12 protein-coding genes and 10 tRNA genes are annotated in these 19458 nt (G+C 48.6%); 10 read left to right on the top strand and 12 right to left on the bottom strand.

The features are described 5' to 3' along the window. Positions 1-15: 15 nt before the first annotated feature. Genes EZV61_RS05895 through EZV61_RS05885 form a run of 3 tightly spaced genes read right to left on the bottom strand, consistent with a single transcriptional unit; the run spans position 16 to position 3917 of the window. On the bottom strand, positions 16-2010 hold the full coding sequence (locus EZV61_RS05895) for a transglutaminase TgpA family protein (RefSeq protein WP_165569538.1): 1995 nt from the start codon (positions 2008-2010) through the stop codon (positions 16-18). Beyond that, positions 2007-2972: a DUF58 domain-containing protein gene (locus tag EZV61_RS05890; protein WP_131414604.1), complete on the bottom strand. Its 966-nt coding sequence runs from the start codon at positions 2970-2972 to the stop codon at positions 2007-2009. The genes EZV61_RS05895 and EZV61_RS05890 overlap by 4 nt, the downstream gene beginning before the upstream one ends. Before the next feature lie 15 nt (positions 2973-2987). Next, entirely contained in the window at positions 2988-3917 is a 930-nt protein-coding gene (locus EZV61_RS05885) for an AAA family ATPase (protein WP_130565987.1), read from the bottom strand. Positions 3918-4013: 96 nt separating this feature from the next. Here EZV61_RS05885 and EZV61_RS05880 point away from each other — a divergent pair, with 96 nt between their 5' ends. Next, positions 4014-5969 (top strand): transglycosylase SLT domain-containing protein, encoded by a 1956-nt coding sequence (locus EZV61_RS05880; RefSeq protein WP_165569537.1) that lies wholly within the window; start codon positions 4014-4016, stop codon positions 5967-5969. Between the two features lie 60 nt (positions 5970-6029). Here the strand turns inward: EZV61_RS05880 and pyrI are convergent, their stop codons facing one another. The 3 genes from pyrI to EZV61_RS05865 form a co-directional block, all read right to left on the bottom strand. Continuing rightward, positions 6030-6488, bottom strand: coding sequence for an aspartate carbamoyltransferase regulatory subunit (gene pyrI / locus EZV61_RS05875; RefSeq protein WP_199405196.1), 459 nt, complete (start codon positions 6486-6488; stop codon positions 6030-6032). A 10-nt stretch (positions 6489-6498) separates the two neighbouring features. Continuing rightward, a complete protein-coding gene (gene pyrB / locus EZV61_RS05870; protein WP_130565989.1) occupies positions 6499-7422 on the bottom strand; it encodes an aspartate carbamoyltransferase in 924 nt (307 codons plus the stop codon). A gap of 141 nt (positions 7423-7563) precedes the next feature. Continuing rightward, positions 7564-11457 (bottom strand): ATP-binding protein, encoded by a 3894-nt coding sequence (locus tag EZV61_RS05865; protein WP_165569536.1) that lies wholly within the window; start codon positions 11455-11457, stop codon positions 7564-7566. A gap of 159 nt (positions 11458-11616) precedes the next feature. Between EZV61_RS05865 and EZV61_RS05860 the strand changes: the two genes are divergently transcribed. The 3 genes from EZV61_RS05860 (at position 11617) to nspC (ending at position 14820) form a co-directional block, all read left to right on the top strand. Then, positions 11617-12243 carry a nitroreductase family protein gene (locus EZV61_RS05860; protein WP_131414601.1) on the top strand — a complete coding sequence of 209 codons (627 nt, stop codon included), beginning with the start codon at positions 11617-11619 and terminating at the stop codon, positions 12241-12243. 156 nt (positions 12244-12399) lie between these two features. Beyond that, complete coding sequence (locus EZV61_RS05855; RefSeq protein WP_114337799.1) at positions 12400-13599, top strand: saccharopine dehydrogenase family protein; 1200 nt, start codon at positions 12400-12402, stop codon at positions 13597-13599. An 84-nt stretch (positions 13600-13683) separates the two neighbouring features. Continuing rightward, positions 13684-14820 carry a carboxynorspermidine decarboxylase gene (nspC, locus tag EZV61_RS05850; RefSeq protein WP_131414600.1) on the top strand — a complete coding sequence of 379 codons (1137 nt, stop codon included), beginning with the start codon at positions 13684-13686 and terminating at the stop codon, positions 14818-14820. A 122-nt stretch (positions 14821-14942) separates the two neighbouring features. Here the strand turns inward: nspC and EZV61_RS05845 are convergent. The 6 genes from EZV61_RS05845 to EZV61_RS05820 form a co-directional block, all read right to left on the bottom strand. Beyond that, positions 14943-15018 (bottom strand) — tRNA-Ala (locus EZV61_RS05845). Between the two features lie 6 nt (positions 15019-15024). Continuing rightward, positions 15025-15100, bottom strand: a tRNA-Glu gene (locus EZV61_RS05840). 30 nt (positions 15101-15130) lie between these two features. Further along, a tRNA-Glu gene (locus EZV61_RS05835) sits at positions 15131-15206 on the bottom strand. 27 nt (positions 15207-15233) lie between these two features. Next, positions 15234-15309 (bottom strand) — tRNA-Glu (locus EZV61_RS05830). A 30-nt stretch (positions 15310-15339) separates the two neighbouring features. Continuing rightward, positions 15340-15415, bottom strand: a tRNA-Glu gene (locus EZV61_RS05825). A 22-nt stretch (positions 15416-15437) separates the two neighbouring features. Next, positions 15438-15513 (bottom strand) — tRNA-Ala (locus tag EZV61_RS05820). Between the two features lie 296 nt (positions 15514-15809). On the opposite strand from EZV61_RS05820, the gene EZV61_RS05815 reads away from it, so the two are divergent. From EZV61_RS05815 to EZV61_RS05790, 6 genes are all read left to right on the top strand, one after another. Beyond that, positions 15810-15885 (top strand) — tRNA-Val (locus EZV61_RS05815). A gap of 19 nt (positions 15886-15904) precedes the next feature. Beyond that, positions 15905-15980, top strand: a tRNA-Val gene (locus tag EZV61_RS05810). A gap of 24 nt (positions 15981-16004) precedes the next feature. Continuing rightward, a tRNA-Val gene (locus tag EZV61_RS05805) sits at positions 16005-16080 on the top strand. Between the two features lie 31 nt (positions 16081-16111). Further along, positions 16112-16187 (top strand) — tRNA-Val (locus EZV61_RS05800). A gap of 78 nt (positions 16188-16265) precedes the next feature. Further along, positions 16266-17432: a sugar ABC transporter substrate-binding protein gene (locus EZV61_RS05795; RefSeq protein ID WP_131414599.1), complete on the top strand. Its 1167-nt coding sequence runs from the start codon at positions 16266-16268 to the stop codon at positions 17430-17432. Positions 17433-17449: 17 nt separating this feature from the next. Beyond that, complete coding sequence (locus tag EZV61_RS05790) at positions 17450-19393, top strand: sensor histidine kinase (RefSeq protein WP_131414598.1); 1944 nt, start codon at positions 17450-17452, stop codon at positions 19391-19393. Positions 19394-19458: the final 65 nt, after the last annotated feature.

The following is a 19458-nucleotide window of genomic DNA, read 5'->3' as shown; positions in this document are numbered from 1 at the left end:
TAAAAATTAATTAAATCATAGCTTACGCCATATTTTTTTCATGGACTGCCAATGGCTAAGTTGATTGCTTTCATCTATTGCTTGGTAGCGTAGCGCCCGATAGTGAGCAGCGATCTGTCGATATTCATCTTGCTGCAACAGGTCTGCCGCTCTGGCTAAATAGCTGGCAAAGCTCTCTCCGTCATCTTTAGCAATACCTTTGGCTAGCAAGCGTCGCTGTACTTTCCGGCAAAAGCGTTGCATTGGTGAGCGTGGCCTTTGCCAGTTGATCTTGCCAAAAACAAATAGCAATCCCGCTCCTGCAAGCAAACTACCCAAGCCAATAAATACCATCTTCCAATGGGACAACTGACCAAACAGATGACGCAATAGCGACAATTGCTGTTCATTACTGTAATTGAGCACCCAAACAGTCCAACGATAGTCCACCAGCGCCATCAAATGACGCATCTCAGTTATCCAGCCAATATTGCGATAACGTACCAAACTAAATGGATCACCACTGACAAACTCATCGGGCGTTGCCAAAGCATCCTCTAGAGAGCCTAACACCCGCTCAGGCGCAACTGCGGCAGTAGGGTCAACCCGTCGCCATCCCTCACCATCGATCCAGATCTCAACCCAAGCATGCGCATCGAATTGGTAGATGGAGTAATAATCTGCGCCAGGGTTATACTCGCCACCCAGATAGCCCGTCACGACCCGAGCAGGCACGCCAGCGGCCCGCATTACAAAGGCATAAGCGCTGGCGTAATGCTCACAAAATCCGGCTTGGGTTGAAAACAAAAATTGATCAATAGGATCATCACCTAATAACGGCGGACGCAGGGTGTAGAAATATGCTTGCTGACGAAAACGTTGCAGGATCACATCACTGATCTCCTCCGCAGTATCATAACTCGCTGCCAATTCCTCTGCCCACAACCTAGCTTCAGGGTTGCCGCGGGTAGGTAGATCGAGATTGCGCTGGCGTCGCTCATCAGTCAACAGTTCACTCTGTTGGCCATTAATAACGCTTGCAGCAGCATACTGCTTGGTTTTCGATACAATTCGTCTAGCGTATAAAATGTTGCCAGGCGCATTCAATACACTTCTGTCTTCGCTTCTTGGGTTATCCAGACCATACAACCAATTGCGAAAAGTCGGCTCTGCGATGATGGTATAGTAAACGCTACTGCCTTTAGCCGGATAAAACTCTGGCCGGGCAGCGCCACGCAGAACATCCTGCCTCCAGGTTTTCACCGTCGGATCTAAACGCCAACTGCGTCCGGTAAATTGCTCGTGGACCATGGCTCGCCAATAGAATTGATCCCGACGAACCCCTGCACCGCGATCAAAAGTCACCCGAAATGCCAGTTTACTGGAACGCCCCAGCTCAGCAATATCCCCAGGGCTTACCTCCTCGCTTAGGCCAGTGACAGACTTCTTCGCATCAGGCATTTTCCACAATGGCCCTAGTCGCGGCAAAATAAGGAAGAGGATCAGTGCCAAAGGCAGTGCCGCCAACAGCTGTCGAAAAATCGCGGAGTAGGAGTAGCCCTGAAGCACCACCGGCAACTGACAAAGATGCATACAATAGAAACTCAGCAGGGTCACCACTAACAGGTAGGCAGCCATCCCCATGCCTTGCTGAAAAATAAAGCTGACGCCAACCAAAAAGATACCAATCAACACAAGGGTGTACAGATCCCTTAATCCCTTTAGCTCAATAAATTTAAGCGCGTAAGCAAACAGCAACAAATTGATCATGGTCGCTAGCAAACCCAGCTGCCTAGCCAACAACACCAATGCCACTGCGCCACCTAGGCTGAGAATGGTCACCACAAACTTGCTAGGTAATCGCCACCCTAGCCACAGGCTGCCGGCTCGCCAACCAATAGCAAATAGGCTGATGAAATAAAAAAGAGGATAGATCTGATCATAAATAGGCAGAAATACCGCCCAGTGAACCAACATCAGGCAGAAAAACAAGCGCCGGCTATCCACTTGCGAAGGCACCACCGCTGTCATGCTTCTCCTCCTGTGCCAAAAAGCGCAAGCGCCTTGAGGCATGTTTGACGATGTTTCTCCCCCAAGGAGGGCATTATACGCTCTGTGCCTAAATCTAACCCGTAAAGGCCCCCTTGACGGCTAAGCTCCTGCACCCGGTAGCAAAGTTTGGAGAGACGCTCTTCAATATCTCGCCCTGGCGTATGCACCAATACTAACCAACAGGTTTCCTGTTCTGGTTGCTCAAACTGCTTAGTCATCATGCCGCGTCCCTGGGCATATTGCTTCCAAGCCACTTGGCGTAACGACTCTCCTGCCTGATAGCTACGCAAAGATTCAAACTCTTCATTGCCCTTGGCTGTTGCTGTTTCGCCCTCATCCTGATTTAGCCCTGATTGACTGCCTCTCAGGGGCAGTTGGCAACCAATTGGCTTTGGATAAACCAATGTGGCTTGGCCGAGATCAAGGTGTGTCCAAGTGCGAAACAAGCCTAGAGGGTAGTAACTCTCTAGCGTTAGGCGTCCCGGCTTGAATCGCCCCCTTTTTGTCAGCCTCTTAACGACAGTTACGCGAGTAACCTCTGGTTCGGTCAGTGTTACGTAACTCGCTGTTTCCGTGCCAAACTTGAGGGCGATCTGGATATGGGGTTGAGACGCTTTAGCTCGGACATAGAAACTTCCATAATCTCCAACATAACCTTCGGAAGCTGACTCACTGGATAGATGCAGCCCGGAAAGATTACGAAAGCTATGCCAAATACTGCCAACAAAAATGCTCACCAGAAAGAAAGCAAGAAACAAGGCCAAATTGTTTGAGTAGTTCGTTCCCAGCAAGTACACAGCCAGCGTGGTCAAGAGGTAGGCCAAGCCGAAATTACTAGGAAAGATAAAGATGTTACGTTGACTTAACGCTATCTCTTCACTGGCTGGAATACGGCGAACTAACCAAGCGTCAAAAAAGGAAGAGACCCAACGTTTCAACATAAAGAAATACCGCCTCTAAGCTGCTCTATCTGGGTCAATTTGGCTAAGCAAGCGTTCACTTAAGCCATAACTATCCATCGCTTTCACTTCCAAACTACTGCGAAGGCGATGCTCGGCCACCGACGGCAGTATTGCTTGTAAGTCTTCAGGTAACACATGATCTCGACCGTCAATATAAGCCCAGGCTCTGGCCGCAGAAAGCAACATTTTGGTGCCTCGGGGGGAGAGCGGATTTGGGTAACGTTTGTCCGCACGAGTTTCATTTACCAGCGCAAGCAAATAATCGAGTAATGGATCTGACACATGCACCTGCTGCACCGCTAGTTGCATGCGCACCAAATCCTCTACCGACATCAACGCCTGAAGGCTTGCAATCACCTGCGCTTGTTCTCCCTGTTCGAGCAACATCCGTTTCTCAGCCTTGGCATCGGGATAACCCAAAGAGATCCTCATCATGAAACGATCTAGCTGAGATTCAGGCAAAGGAAATGTGCCAGACTGATCCACTGGGTTTTGTGTCGCAATAACAAAAAAAGGCGCAGGTAACTGATATGTGGTGCCCTCAATACTTATCTGACGTTCCGCCATCGCCTCTAATAATGCACTTTGGGTCTTCGGACTGGCACGATTAATCTCGTCTGCCAGCAACAATTGACTGAACAAAGGCCCCTTATGAAAGTCAAAGCTTTGGGATGATTTGTTAAAAATTGAGATACCGATCAGATCGGCAGGCAACATATCACTTGTGAACTGTACGCGCCGATAGCCTAAACTAAGCACATTAGCTAATGCATGGCTAAGTGTTGTTTTCCCCATGCCGGGGAGATCTTCGATCAGGAGATGCCCTCCGGCCAGTAAACAAGACACGGCGAGACGAATTTGATGAGACTTTCCGAGCACTACTTGATCAAGCGCCTTCAGAACCTGCTGGACCTGTTGCTGCATAACGACACTTCCTACGATGACTTTTCTCTTATACGCTTCAGTGTACGCGCTGGATTAGCTAAAGAAAGTGTTAAGCAAGAGGATGTTACAAATTCCTTGAACAGACCGACTGCAGCACGATTTTTCGCACCCGTTGGACTAGTCTCAATACTGCTGTTGACACTGTTTTTGAGCTCGACGGCCAGAGCTGAAGATGGCGGACACTTGGCAACGCAGAGAAATCAGTATCAACAAGCGCTGCAAGCAATAAATCAAAAAGATTGGCCACAATATGACAGCTTAAGAAAACAACTAAATCACTATCCCCTGGCCATCTACCTCGACTATTACCGCTTAGTACCCAACCTCTCCCATGTTAGTGGTGACCAGGCATTAGAGTTTATAAACTTAAGTCAGGGAACCCCGCTATCGATCCGCATGAAAGGTAAATTCCTTTTTAAGAGCGGCGCTGAACGGCGCTGGGCAGACTTTCTGACAGTAAGCCCCGACACCCCCAATGATCCGCGGCTAAAGTGCTATTACTACCGTGCTCAGCTCGCTGAAGGTCATAGCGAAACTGCTTGGCAAGGCGCCGAAAAGCTCTGGGTATATGGCAAATCTCGCCCTGATGTTTGTGACCCTCTATTTAACGCATGGCGAAAAGCGGAACCATTGACCGATGAGCTGATCTGGGCACGCATGCTGAAGTCATTTGATGCGCGGCAAAAATCCCTACTGAGCTATCTAACAAAGCAAGCCAGCCCTGCCTTAACGCCGACAGCGAATCTACTACTCAAGCTTTATCGGGATCCCGCAGCACTGCAAGATGAACTACCTCCAAGTGGATCTCCCTATGCTGCAGATATCGTGTCCCATGGCTTACAAGCACTAGCGCGAGAAGATGCCGAAACGGCACTGAAGCTTTGGCAAAAAGCACAACTCACCTACCGCTTTTCAACTCAGCAACGGACCGCGGTAATAAAAACAATAGCTCAACGTTCAAATTTTCAACGAGTTACGGCCAACAGAGTATGGCTTGATAGTCAACTCAGCCATATAAAGAATGATGTCATCACAGAAACACGGATCCGCTGGGCCCTCAAAGATGAAGATTGGAACAGCGTATCAAAGCTCATCACCTACCTATCAAAGAAAAAACAGCAAGATGATAGCTGGCGATTCTGGCGCGCCATCAGTTATCAGGAACTTGGGTTAGCGCAAGCTGCTATACCTATTCTGGATCAGCTAGCAGAGCACCGATCTTATTACGGCTTTCTCGCCGCCGATCTGCGCCAAAAGCCCTACAAGCTCAATAACAATAAAGTCCCTGAAGCGAGCCACGGCCAAGCGCAGCTGGTTAACTTAGCCGGTTTTCGACGGGTTGAGGAGCTGATGTATCATGATGAACGCCAACTGGCCAGCAGCGAGTGGCGTTTGTTACTCCAAGGCGTTGAAGAAAGTGAACAGTTACAACTCGGCTTAGTGGCAGCGAAACAGGGATGGCATAACCTCGCCATCTCAGCAGCCAATACAGCTGCGGCCTGGGACTCTTTGGATCTTAGGTTTCCCACCCCCTACCTCGATACCTTTGAACGTTATGCCAGTAAAACTGGCGTAGAGAAGAGTGAATTGATGTCCATTGCTCGCCGAGAAAGCGCATTTTACCCATTTGCTGAATCGCGGGTTGGTGCCAGAGGGTTGATGCAGCTTATGCCAGGCACGGCGAAGATGGTGTCGAAGAAACTGGGGGGGGCGAAACCCAGCAAACGTCAGTTATTTGATGTGGAAACCAATATCAAACTTGGCAGTGCCTATTACAAAGAACTTTTAGAACGCTTTTCTAACAACCGTATCTATGCTGTTGCCGCCTACAATGCTGGCCCCCATCGTGTTGACCGTTGGCGAAACACAGACACAACAGCACTCAGTGCAGCGCTTTGGATAGAGACCATTCCTTTCAAAGAAACCCGAGGCTACGTGCAAGCGGTACTGTCATACAACGTGGTGTTTCGGCATATGATGGGACAGCCAGTACCACTGCTGAACCCACATGAAAACACGGCGACATACTGAGATAGAATTAATAAAGCCCGCTGTAGCGGGCTTTATTAATTACCAAGCAAGAGACTTAACTTATTTCAGTTCTTTGAACAGCCTTTCAGAAAAACTCTTTTCACAGTAGTGACATTTCAGCTTCACTTTTTCATGTTTTACGGCAACAAAAAACCGACTATTCACCGGTTCATCATGGCTAATACAATTACTATTGGGGCAGCTTAATACAGAAGAGATCTGCTCAGGCAGAGTCACGTGAAACTTATCAACCACTTGGTAGTTATCGATTAAGTTAACCGTTGCATTAGGCGCAAAAAGCGCTAACTGGTTGGCCTGTTCAGCAGTAAAAACATTATTTTCTACCTTAATAATGTCTTTCACCTGGCTATCGCCACTACGCAAATTCAAGCCGACGGTGATCCGTTCATTCCCATCGGTTAACTGAAAAAAGCGTAGGATACGAACACCTTGCCCCGCAGGAATATGATCGATCACTGTACCGTGAGCGATGGCTTCCACTGTCATTTTAGTTTCCATCATCATCTCCTTACAGTTGCTCACTTAATACCAGAGCTAATAAAGCCTGCCGGGCATAAACGCCATTCTCTGCCTGCTCGAAGTAGTAAGCATGCTGAGTGCTATCAACATCATTAGTGATTTCATCGACACGCGGTAATGGGTGCAACACCTTCAACGTCGGCTTCACCTCGGCTAACATACTGGCGCTAAGCACATAATTCGATTTCATATGCTGATATTCAGTGGGATCAAAGCGCTCTTTCTGCACCCGCGTCATGTAGAGAATATCCAATTCAGCCACCACCTCTTCAATGGTGCCCACCTTAGTAAACTTGACACCCGCATCCATCAGCTCTTCACACAGGTACTCCGGCATGCTCAATGCGTCAGGCGATATGAAATAGAACTCGCAATTAAATAGTGACAAAGCTTGTGCCAACGAGTGCACCGTTCTGCCATATTTTAAATCCCCAACGAAAGCGACTTTTAGCCCTTCCAAGGTGCCTTGTGTTTCATAGATGGTATAGAGATCGAGCAAAGTTTGCGTCGGATGCTGATTACTGCCATCTCCCCCATTGATCACCGGAACAGCCGAAAATTCGGAGGCCAATCTTGCTGCCCCTTCTTTTGGATGCCGCATAAAGAAAGCATCAGTATAAGAAGAGATAACCTTGACCGAATCAGCCAGCGTTTCGCCTTTTTGGGCTAACGACGTATTGCCTGCGGTATCAAAGCCAATGACGGAGCCACCAAGGCGTTGCACTGCCGTCTCAAAAGATAAACGCGTACGAGTTGATGCTTCAAAAAAACAGCTGGCCACCACCTTATTCCGCAATAATTCAGGTTGAGGCTCACGCTTGAGCTTGTGGGCAGTGGCAACGATAAGTTCTAACTCATCTCGCGACAGATCAGAGATAGAGATAATATGCTTGTTATAGAGCGGGTTGGTCATTGTGCATCCCTTGGAGCTGTCCGGAACAGTACTTACCTGAAGGCCAGGTACAACCGGAGCGCAAGTATATCAAAAGCCAGACAAAGGCGTTAATGACTCCGCGCAATTGTCGGCAAATTTTCTTGCACGTCAGGCGGACAATCAGACTTTGAGTCGTTGCTCAATATTCAAGTAATGGATCTGGGCCTGCTCGTAGTCAAACGCATCTAATGACTCCAATAGAAGCTGACCATCAGCTTTCAACTCTGCGTCATCAGTGACCTGTATAAAGCGCTGCAATGGCGCCGTATCAACGTAGTCATGACCAACCAGACTCTGCTTTACTAGCGCTAAAAAATCTTGAAATTCATGGTCCGCTAGGGCTTCTTTTTGGTCACCGTCAGAGTTCACAAGCACTTTATTTGGCAGATAAGCTGCGTTAACACGACAAATGAAATCGTCCATCGCTCTTGCTATCTCCTGACGCTGCTCAATTAGCTCTCCTACACGCAGATCCGCGCTGGAAAGCGGCAAATTATCAGCAATTCCTCGCAAGCCACACTCCATTGCATCCGCATTTGCTGCAACGCCTCTCGCGCCAAGATTTCCAGCGATACCCCGCAATGAGTGCATCTGCGCGATCAAAGAGCCAACGACAGTTTCTGATGTGTGAGCGAAATCAACCGCTATCAAAGTTTGCAACATCCCTTGCCACTGCTTTGCAAGCTGAGCAACTAAACGCTGATACATCTCATGGTCCTGCCCACATTGCGACAAACCGATACTTATTTCGGTATCAGGTTCAGCACTAACCGCCGCAACGGGCGGCACGGGTGTCGAAGTGGTGTCGGCCGATAACGCCTTTTCCCCTAGCTTGTCTACGATCTGGTGATATAAATCAGCTTGCCGGACAGGCTTGGATATATAGCCAGACATACCAACCGCCATAGCTCTCGCTTGCTCATCCGGCATCGCGTTAGCCGTCAAAGCAACGATGGGCGGCGGCTTTTTATGCTGTAAAAGAATCGCTTGTGTTGCCTGATAACCATCCATAATTGGCATCTGGATATCCATAAACACGAGATCATAATCTGCGGACGAGAGCTTAGCGACCGCCTCTGCACCGTTATTCGCAACGGTGACTCTTGCGCCTAACCGCCGTAACATACCCACTGCCACCTCTTGGTTAATCTGGTTATCATCCACCAGTAAAATGTGGCAATCCAAAGGCTGAAACTGCTGATTAACACGTGCTTGAGGCTGATTCGTGGGCCGTTCCGAAGTCACCGGCAGATGCAATCGAAACTGAAAGCAACTACCAACATTGGGCTGGCTCTCTACCGTTATATCACTGCCCATCAAATTGATAATTTGCTTACAAATAGTCAGCCCCAAACCAGTACCGCCAAATTGACGTGTGGTTGTGCTATCAGCCTGCGTGAAGGGAGTAAATAAACGCGCGACTTGTTCACCATTCATACCAATGCCGGTATCTCGCACAGTTAAGTCAATAACAGCTGTCGTTTCACTCTCCTGTTGCAACTCACAGCCCAACACCAGACCTCCACGGCGGGTAAATTTCACCGCGTTGCCGAGCAAATTGACCAACACTTGTCGCAACCTTAACGGATCAACCATCATGGTAGGCAGCGCTTTAGGCATATCACAGGTAAAGCTGAGCCCTTGCTGACTGATGGCCTGCTCAAATATCTCACCGGTCTCCATTAGTAGCACGCGTAAATCAGTCGCTTCCGGACTTAACGTTAGCTTGCCAGCTTCAATCTTAGAGTAATCAAGAATGTCATTAATAATCGAAAGCAAGTGCTCTGTAGAGCTTTGTACGCGCTGCAAGTATTTGCTCTGCTGAGCTGAAAGTTCATCGCTAAGCAGCAGTTCAACCAGGCCAACAATCGCATTCATCGGCGTACGGATCTCATGACTCATATTTGCCAAAAAGTGGCTTTTAGCTTCGGTGGCAGCTTCCGCGGCAACCGTGGCTTCTTTCAGTGCTTGCTCTCGTTCAATGCGGTCAGTGACATCCTGGTAAGTGCCAAGCACACCGATCACCTGACCTTGCTTGTTACTCAGGGGGATCTTCGAGGTTTCCAGCCAGCTTGTTTTGCCATCTGCGCGAGTTTGCGGCTCCAGATAGTGCAGTTTTGCTTCTCCGCTGGCAATCACGGCGCGATCATCGTCCTGAAAGTTGCTCGCAACATCATGCCAGACCAGATCAAAGTCGCTTTTACCGACAATTTCCGCAGACGATGCAACATGGGCGTCGGCAGCAAATAGGCTATTGCACCCGAGGTAATTCAATTGCGTGTCTTTCCAAAACACCCGCGCCGGTATAGCGTCTAACACTTTGTGCAACAGTTGCTGCGACTCGGTCAAACGGGTATTGGCATCCCTTAACTGCGCTGTGCGCTCCTGGATCTGTGCATCCAACTGGCGGTTGTGCGTTGCGATTTGCTCACTTTTGTCCTGGATTGCGGTAGCAAGCTTTTGGATCTCCATTGGTGAATCACTGAATAGATCTTTTTCCAGGCCGTCCACATCCCCAGACAAAGCGCTTTGCGCCAAACGTTCAATGGGGCGGGTCGTGCGGTGAGCAAACCAGCCAGCAAAGCCCAATACAACCAAGCTTCCTGCGAAAATCATCGCAAGAAATAGAATATATCGTTGCTGGTTATCTGCCAGCTCCAACTGATAGTCACGCATCACCAAGACGCGCCAGCGGTTGTCTAATTCAACCTCGGAGTAAAGATATTGCGCGGCACCAGGCTCCTCACTCAACTTAAGAGAGGGCAAGCCGAAGATATTAGCCCGCCGATTAAGCTCGGAGATTGGGGCGGCGGAAAAAGCCTGCAGTCTTAGGTTGTCAGCAGCGAAAAGTGTGCGACCTTCACCGTCCAAAATCAGCCAAAGATAATCCTTTTGTTGCTGCAGCTGCTCCCAACTGCCCAAACGATAGAGGTTCATCGATCCTTCAACGATCCCTTCAAATTTATTATCCCTAAGGATCGGGGCACTGATAGCAACGATCACGTCATTGCCAAACCCGCGACCTTGGATCGCACCGGAAATAAATGACTCACCTGTATCTCGAGGGACACGAAAATAACGCCGATCACTGACATTATGGGAGCCTTCACTCTCATGGGAAAGCTTCATCAACGAGGCCGGACTGGCGTTGATGATATCTCCGACCTCATCACTGATAAACATGGTTAAAAAACTGGGACTGGCACGATGCATTGACCGTAATAAACTATCTCTGTCCGACGGCGAGTTCTCATTACTACCAAAAAATTCCGCCAACGCAGTGACTTGACGTTTGCTAACCAGCAACTGTGTATCTAACCCTTGCACCAAGTTTTGGGCATAGCTGGTCATTTCTCGCTGTAAAACAGTGGCTCTATTATTGACTTCCACTTGTTCAACCACTAATCCCGCCAATAGCACCACCGCGAACATAACACTAAGTAGACTCTGCGAGATTTGGCGTCGAAAGGTTCGCGTTTCACTGGTTCTCACGACCAACAATCGCTTCAATACCGGAATGGATAGCAGTGCCATCGCAATAATGGCGTATGCGGCACCATTCACGGCTTGCTTTATCAACACATGGATAATGTATTCAGGAGCGATAGGATTGATGAAGATAATAATAATGCCGGTCGCCGGCACGCCAACAAAAAGCCAATAGGCCAAATCAGCAAACAGCAGATTTATCTTTCTACGTACCAATACCGAGACAACAAACGCTTCCAAGGTGAACGTCAGCAGTACATAGGGATTATCCCAGTTTTGCCATAACGACAGCGCAGCAATAAAGGCGCACAATCCAACCACAAAAGGTCGGCAGCGATAGACCAGCAACAAAGGAAACAGGTTGCCACAAACCAGCTCGATATTGCCAAACACTGGCAGCGTATAGCGATACGCCACTGCGCCCATAAACGCCATCACGACAAACCAAAAACTCTGCTTATGGATCAATCGGCTAGTTCCGCTATCTGGCATTTGTTGCTCATCAATCTCGCTAGGTTCAGGCATCTGATCCAATCTATCGATAGCCTCCATTTTATCAAGCAACCAACGACCTGCTAGCCAAGAAACGAGAGCCAAGTCACCGCATGTAATTATGCTGTGAATAAAGCACCTGTACTAAGCTTGCTCTAACCGACCAAACAGACAACGATGTGAGCACGCACGATGCTATTCAAAACATCCTACACCGCCGACTTCTCCAACCGAGACGCAGATGATGGCGTGAGTGATATTTTCTCGCGCCGCTGGTCACCGCGGGCCTTTCGCAAACAAACAATCCCGCCGCATGTATTAACCACCATATTTGATGCTGCAAGGTGGGCACCGAGTTGCTTTAATGCGCAGCCTTGGCGCTTTATCACTAATCAGAATGAAAAAGATTTCGATAAGTTTCTTTCTCTGCTTGTAGACAGTAACCAAACCTGGGCTAAACACGCTTCGGTGATCGGCTTTGTTATTGCCCAACGCCACTTCCCTACCAATGGTAAAACCAACGAGTGGGCACAATTTGACTGCGGAGCAGCATGGATGTCGATGACATTACAAGCCGCGATGTTTGGCCTCTACAGCCATGGTATGGGTGGAATAAAGAAGCAAGCGGTCTACGCCGCCTTAGCAATACCAGAGGATAAATATGAAGTAGTATGCGGATTTGCTATCGGTGCAATGGCGCCACCCGAAACGCTACCTGATGAGCTAGCCAAACGGGAACAGCCGAGTGAACGCCTGCGACTCACTGACGTTTGGCATTGCGGTAAATTCAATGACACAGAAACAGAGTTTAGTAAGTAATAAAAAAACGCGATCGACAGTGTTTTTAACTAGAATTTTCATGATTTAGTGCTAGGATGCGCGTTTTTAAAGCACCTCTTTTTCAGGGGCTTTCTGGACAGATGAGTGAGCTTTGCTAACTTCTCGAATTAGTGACGTTTAATAAGGTGATAACCTATGTCTCGGGTATTAATTATCGGCGCCGGTGGCGTTAGTTCTGTAGTCGTTAAGAAATGTGCCATGCTGCCGCAATATTTCTCTGAAATTTATCTGGCTAGCCGCACCGTCAGCAAATGCGAAAAACTGCAGCAAGAAGCAGGCAAAGACCGCGTAAAAGAGGTATTTGCTGTTGATGCTGACAACGTGCCTGAATTGGTCGCTTTGATTAACAAAGTAAAACCAGCCCTAGTCATTAACGTCGCTCTGCCATATCAGGACCTAACAATCATGGATGCCTGCCTAGAGACAGGTGTTCACTACTTAGATACGGCTAACTATGAGCCGAAAGAGGTCGCCAAGTTCGAGTACTCATGGCAATGGGCATATCAAGACAAGTTCAAACAAGCGGGCCTAATGGCACTGTTAGGATCAGGTTTTGATCCAGGCGTTACCAACGTTTTCACCGCTTACGCCGCGAAGCACTATTTTGATGAGATCCACTACTTGGATATCGTTGATTGTAACGGTGGTGATCACGGCCAGGCGTTTGCTACTAACTTCAATCCCGAAATTAACATTCGTGAAATTACTCAACGTGGTCGTTTTTGGGAAAATGGCGAGTGGAAAGAAACCGACCCCATCTCCGTGCGTGAAGATCTCGATTACCACGGTATCGGTAAACGTGCATCCTACCTGTTGTTCCACGAAGAGTTGGAGTCACTGGTTAAACACTTCCCAACCCTGAAGCGCGCACGCTTTTGGATGACCTTCGGCGACGCTTACCTGACTCACCTGCGCGTGCTTGAAGGTATCGGTATGACGTCGATTGAACCAGTGGAGTTTCAAGGCCAGCAGATCGTTCCTCTTGAGTTCCTCAAAGCAGTCCTGCCAGATCCTGGCTCGTTGGCGGAAGGTTATACCGGCCAAACCTGCATCGGCACCTACATCACCGGAGTTAAAGATGGCCAAGAGAAAACCATCTTTATCTGGAACAACTGCGAGCATGCCATATGCCACGAAGAAGTGGGCGCTCAAGCCGTTAGCTACACCACGGGTGTACCGGCAATGATCGGTGCCTCGTTGATGTTAGATGGCAACTGGATGCAGCCAGGAGTTTGGAATATGGAGCAGTTTGATCCCGATCCATTCATGGAGCGCCTTAACCAATATGGCCTGCCATGGCAGGTAATTGAGTGTGATTCTCCTTTTAGCAAATAGCGATATCCGTTGTTGGATATAAAGTAAAGACGAGGGGAAGCATGATGCTTCCCCTGTTATTTTCTGTATTGAAGGTCAATGGCGATGAATAAACCGTTTCACTCAGCCGATATCCCCTCCCCTTGCTACGTCTGCGAAGAAGCCAAACTTGAAACCAACCTGCAACTGATGCAGCGCGTACAACAAGAAAGTGGTGCCAAGATCATTCTGGCACTGAAAGGCTTCTCTATGTGGAGTACTTTCCCGCTGGTGAAGCAGTACTTACCAGGTTGCACCGCCAGTTCCGTATGGGAAGCAAAATTAGCGAAACAGGAGTTCGGTGGCGAAGTTCATGCCTACTCGCCTGCCTATAAACCTGCCGATATAGAAAAATTACTCAGCTTAGTCGAGCATATCTCGTTCAATAGCTTAAGTCAGTGGCAACGTTATAAAGATAAGGTACGCGCAAGTGGCGTCACCGCTGGTCTACGGATTAATCCTCAGCATCAGGAAGCCGATACCGAGCTATATGATCCCAGTGCTCCAGGCTCTCGCCTTGGTGTGCTTGCAGCAGATCTCAGCGATGTAGATTTGAGCGGAATAGAAGGTTTTCATGTACATAATCTGTGTGAATGTGATTCCTATGCGTTGCAACGAACCTTAGCCGCCGTCGAAGAAAAGTTTGGTCACCTGCTGCATCAGATGAAATGGTTAAACCTGGGTGGTGGTCACCTGATGACCAGAGATGGCTACGATGTCGACCATCTTATCGCACAACTAAAACGGCTAAAGCAGCAATATGATCTGGAGATTATTTTAGAACCCGGTTCAGCTGTGGCTTGGCAAACTGGGCCGCTTGTCTCAGAGGTCGTAGATATAGTAGATAACGAAGGCGCTATCGCTATTCTAGATATCAGTGCAACGGCACACATGCCTGATGTATTAGAGATGCCCTACCGCCCTGCTATCACTGATGCTGGTGAGCCCAATCAACACACTTATAACTACAAATTAGGTGGCAACTCTTGTTTAGCTGGCGATGTCATTGGCGTATATAGCTTCAAAGAGCCCCTTAAACCCGGCGCGCGCGTCATCTTTGAAGATATGATCCATTACACCATGGTCAAAACAACCTTCTTCAATGGCGTAGAACATCCAAGCATCGGAATTTTGCGCAAAAATGGCGAGTTTGAACTAATTAAGCAGTTCAATTATGAGGAGTTTAGGGACAAGTTGTCATAGATAGTTTGGCGATATAAGGAGGCTCGTTTCTCGAAACAGTCTCCCAGATTTATATTCTGGTAACTTAATAACATAAGCTGCAGAAACAAAAAAACCACTCAATAGAGTGGTTTTTTTGTTTCTGGTGGAGCTAGGCGGGATCGAACCGCCGACCTCTTGCATGCCATGCAAGCGCTCTCCCAGCTGAGCTATAGCCCCGAATAATGGCGTCCCCTAGGGGATTCGAACCCCTGTTACCGCCGTGAAAGGGCGGTGTCCTAGGCCTCTAGACGAAGGGGACTAAGCAAACTGGTAAACTGGCGGAAAGTAATGGCGTCCCCTAGGGGATTCGAACCCCTGTTACCGCCGTGAAAGGGCGGTGTCCTAGGCCTCTAGACGAAGGGGACCCGGAACTTTCTTTGTTGTTATGTAAGTGGCGTCCCCTAGGGGATTCGAACCCCTGTTACCGCCGTGAAAGGGCGGTGTCCTAGGCCTCTAGACGAAGGGGACTAAGCAAACTGGTAAACTGGCGGAAAGTAATGGCGTCCCCTAGGGGATTCGAACCCCTGTTACCGCCGTGAAAGGGCGGTGTCCTAGGCCTCTAGACGAAGGGGACGCAACAATACACATTAAAACTTTGGTGGAGCTAGGCGGGATCGAACCGCCGACCTCTTGCATGCCATGCAAGCGCTCTCCCAGCTGAGCTATAGCCCCACACATGCATCTCAGTTAATAGCAGCACAAAGCAACTGTTCTGCCCCGAAACGCGAGGCGCATTCTATGCAGCCCCCCTAAGCATGTCAATGATTTTTTTGTTCTCAAGGCTGACATATTCCTGCGACTGAAAAATTAGACAAATATCGTCCAACCTGCTGATTAAATGAACGTTTTACCTCCTAATGTAGCAAATTCAAACGATTAGCCTAAACTTTGCCCAACTCGTCATATGCCCTTCATAAATCAGTTGACAGAAAAAAGAGCCTGCCTATAATACGCGTCCTGTGAACGATGGGCGGTTAGCTCAGTTGGGAGAGCATCGCCCTTACAAGGCGAGGGTCACTGGTTCGAGCCCAGTACCGCCCACCATCTTTCACATACTCAAAGTGGGCGGTTAGCTCAGTTGGGAGAGCATCGCCCTTACAAGGCGAGGGTCACTGGTTCGAGCCCAGTACCGCCCACCACTTTGAGCTGCAAGATACCAAGATGGGCGGTTAGCTCAGTTGGGAGAGCATCGCCCTTACAAGGCGAGGGTCACTGGTTCGAGCCCAGTACCGCCCACCATTCTTGGCCTGCAACACAATATTGATACAGTGGGCGGTTAGCTCAGTTGGGAGAGCATCGCCCTTACAAGGCGAGGGTCACTGGTTCGAGCCCAGTACCGCCCACCACTTCATCAAGAAAAACCCTCTATTTATTTCAAACATCTATACTTTGCCTAAGATCTCGAATTTATCAGGGATATCTAAATGGCAAATTGGTGTTTTCTGCTGCTCTTAATTGGTTTTAGCTCCCAAGCCGTTGAACTCATGCTTTGGCATCAAAAAGAGGAAGCTAAACTTTGGCTGCCAAACGTTGCCAAAGAATATGAAGAGAAAACGGGTGTAAAAATCAATGTCGCCTTTTTACCAACAGGAGAGTTAAAAACTACACTGGTTCGTTCAGTGATTGATGGCACCGCGCCTGCCATGGCACTTGTGCCTTCTGACTTCATCGGTGACCGAGGCAAACTGCAGTTGTCCACCGTAGACGCATCACTCCTCTCCTCTGCACAAACAAGTGAATCACTGGCGACCGTCATGTTTGACGAAAACTATTATGGGGTTCCGCTACAAGGCGGTAACCACCTGCTTCTGTTCTACAACAAAAAATTTGTCCAACAGCCGGCGGCCACCTGGCAACAACTCATCACACAAGCAAAGGCGCTGCGCGAAATCAACGTGCAACCAATTGGCTGGAAGTATGGCGAAATGTATTGGTTCTGCGCATTTATACCACCGTTCGGTGGCTTTCCTGTTGCCGATAATAGGGTCACCTTGGATACCCAAGCAGTGAGAGATGCCCTCACCTTCTATCGTAATCTATCGCGAGAGGGACTGATTGATCCCAACTGTGACTACGATTGCAGCTTTGATCGCTTTAAAAACGGTGAATTCGCTTACGCCATCAACGGTGATTGGGCATTTAAGGAAACAGCCAGCGCACTAGGCGATGATTTTGGCATTACCTTGCTGCCCACGATCAACGGCAAACCGATACAACCTATGTACGGCACTTTATCGCTGGTCTATCCAGGGTATTCGCTTAATAGCCCTGCTGCCGAAGCAATTAAGGGCTTTTCCAGCTACCTGCAGTCGCCAGAGATGCAACAGCGATACTATGATGATTTGGGTGCTCTGCCTGTTAACGAACAGATTGTTGCCAAAATCAAAAGTAGCGCATCGCCTGAAATGCAGATACTTTTAAAGCAGCTGGAACTCGCACGAGGGGCACCTCCTACACCGGCGATGTCAGCAGCATGGTTAGGGATGAGAAAAGGGTTCGCGCTTTTTATTGATGGCCACGGCAGCGCAGAAGAAGCTACAGCGCTGATGCAAAGATTCTCCGAACACGAATTGCAGAAAAATAGCCAATAAAACACTGAGGGATCCAAATGCAGTTTAATAGGGGTCGTTCGCTACGCGGGACATTAAGTTGGATCATTTTAAGTGCCGCTTTGATCCCCACTCTGCTGACTTCATATTACTTGATTGATCGTTTTCAACGCGTAGCAGAAGAGACGGCATTTAGCTCACTCAAACTCACTGCCAATGTTCTCGCCAACGACATTGAGCGCGCCTATCAGCTACTTTTCGCCAGTTTGCACAATACCAGTCAAGATCCTGATGTTATCTATGCGGCATACACTGGAGTTTTTGGTCCAAAAGCAAAACTAAAGCTAGCCGCCCTCAGTGAGATGCATCCCGCTGCCTATGGCATTTTTTTAGTCGATAAATCTGGCTGGCCAGTTGAGGTTGTTCCAACCAGTTTTGAGCTTCTGCCTTTGGATCCGCTCAATTCTGAGATAGAACAATTTTTTTCCGATCCAGTTAATGCTACGCAAAAAATTACCGATCTCAACGATGTCGCCTACCTGGATCGTATCTTTAGTCTGAAAGAAAAAGATCGAAAAATCATCTCCCGCACCAGTGATCACATGTTTGTCGTCTACTCTCCGCTGTGGGTATCGGCTGTCGATCGCGCGGAAGCCCACGAACTTGTGGGAGCCATCATCGTGCTGTTACCTGTCCACGCCATTTTCGAAAACGCGAATACACTGCTTAAGCAAGCTGGTTCTGGACAAATAGAGATGCTGGATATTTTAAGCGATGACTCGCTACTCAGGCTGGAAGCACAACATATCGCCACCGACGACTTTCGCACCATACAGATACCACTGAAATTAAGCCATCAGCATACACCCATTGAAATTGTTATGGGTATCGATCGCTCACAAGCGCTTGCCTCCGTTAAGGATCTGGAGCTGCAACAGTGGACCATCGTCAGTATTTTAGCGCTGTTATTCGCCGGCATCGCCCTATTTGCATCTCGTCGCCTGGTAAAGCCTTTACTCAAGATCAGTGGCTTGGTTGAACGATACGCCAAAGCAGATTATCACGCACAAACCTTGAAGCTTCCTTTTATTGAACTTCAGCGCATCGCCCTGGTGCTCGACCAAATGGCCGAGCGGATCCAGGATGATCAAAGAGAATTAGAGATGCGGGTGGCCAGTCGAACCCGTGAGCTACAAACCACCAATGAAGAACTCACTTCAACCATGGAAAGATTGAGAGCAACACAAGACCAGCTAGTCGAAGCGGAAAAGATGTCGCAATTGGGGCAGTTGGTCGCAGGCGTCGCTCACGAGATCAATACCCCAGTAGGCGTCAGCGTAACCGCTGCAACCCTGCTGCAAGATGAAATGACACAGCTAAACAAAGCCGCCGGCGAGAATCAACTCACCCGTTCAGGGTTAGAGCAACACATAGATAAGACGACACAATGTGCTGAGATGATCCTATCCAACCTCAACCGCGCGGCTGAGTTAATCCGCAACTTTAAAGAGGTGGCAGTTGACCAAAGTAGTGAACAAAAACGCTTCTTCGTCCTGCTAGACTACATCAAAGATCTGCTCACCAGTCTCTCCCCAGAGTTTAAAAATCATAAAGTAGAGATAACAACCACCGGCGATGAAAGCCTGACCTTAAACAGTTACCCAGGTGCATTCAGTCAAGTGTTGACCAACATGATAGTCAACTCCGTTCGGCATGGGTTCGATCCGCAGCAACAGCACCATATCTCCATCCACTTCCATACTGATACGGAAAATTTGATCTTGGACTATCAGGACGATGGTAAAGGTGTAGAAGAGAAAGCCTTGAAGCGGTTATTCGACCCTTTCTATACCACCCGACGGGCATCCGGCGGCACGGGGTTAGGGCTGCATATCGTCTATAACGTTGTACGCCAAAAACTAGGCGGCACGATCCAGGCGTCCAGTCAGATTGGTCATGGTGTGCGCTTTCAACTCACTTTGCCTCTGAATCCGCCCGATTAAATGCCATACACTGACTCTCAATCGGGCTATTTCTGATGTTCATAGCCTAGGTATACCCACCAGCT

It is taken from the genome of Corallincola luteus (assembly GCF_004336975.1).
GTDB classification, from domain to species: domain Bacteria; phylum Pseudomonadota; class Gammaproteobacteria; order Enterobacterales; family Neiellaceae; genus Corallincola; species Corallincola holothuriorum.
The sequence above is the reverse complement of the archived record's forward strand: the minus strand, read 5'-3'. Positions and strand labels throughout refer to the sequence as shown.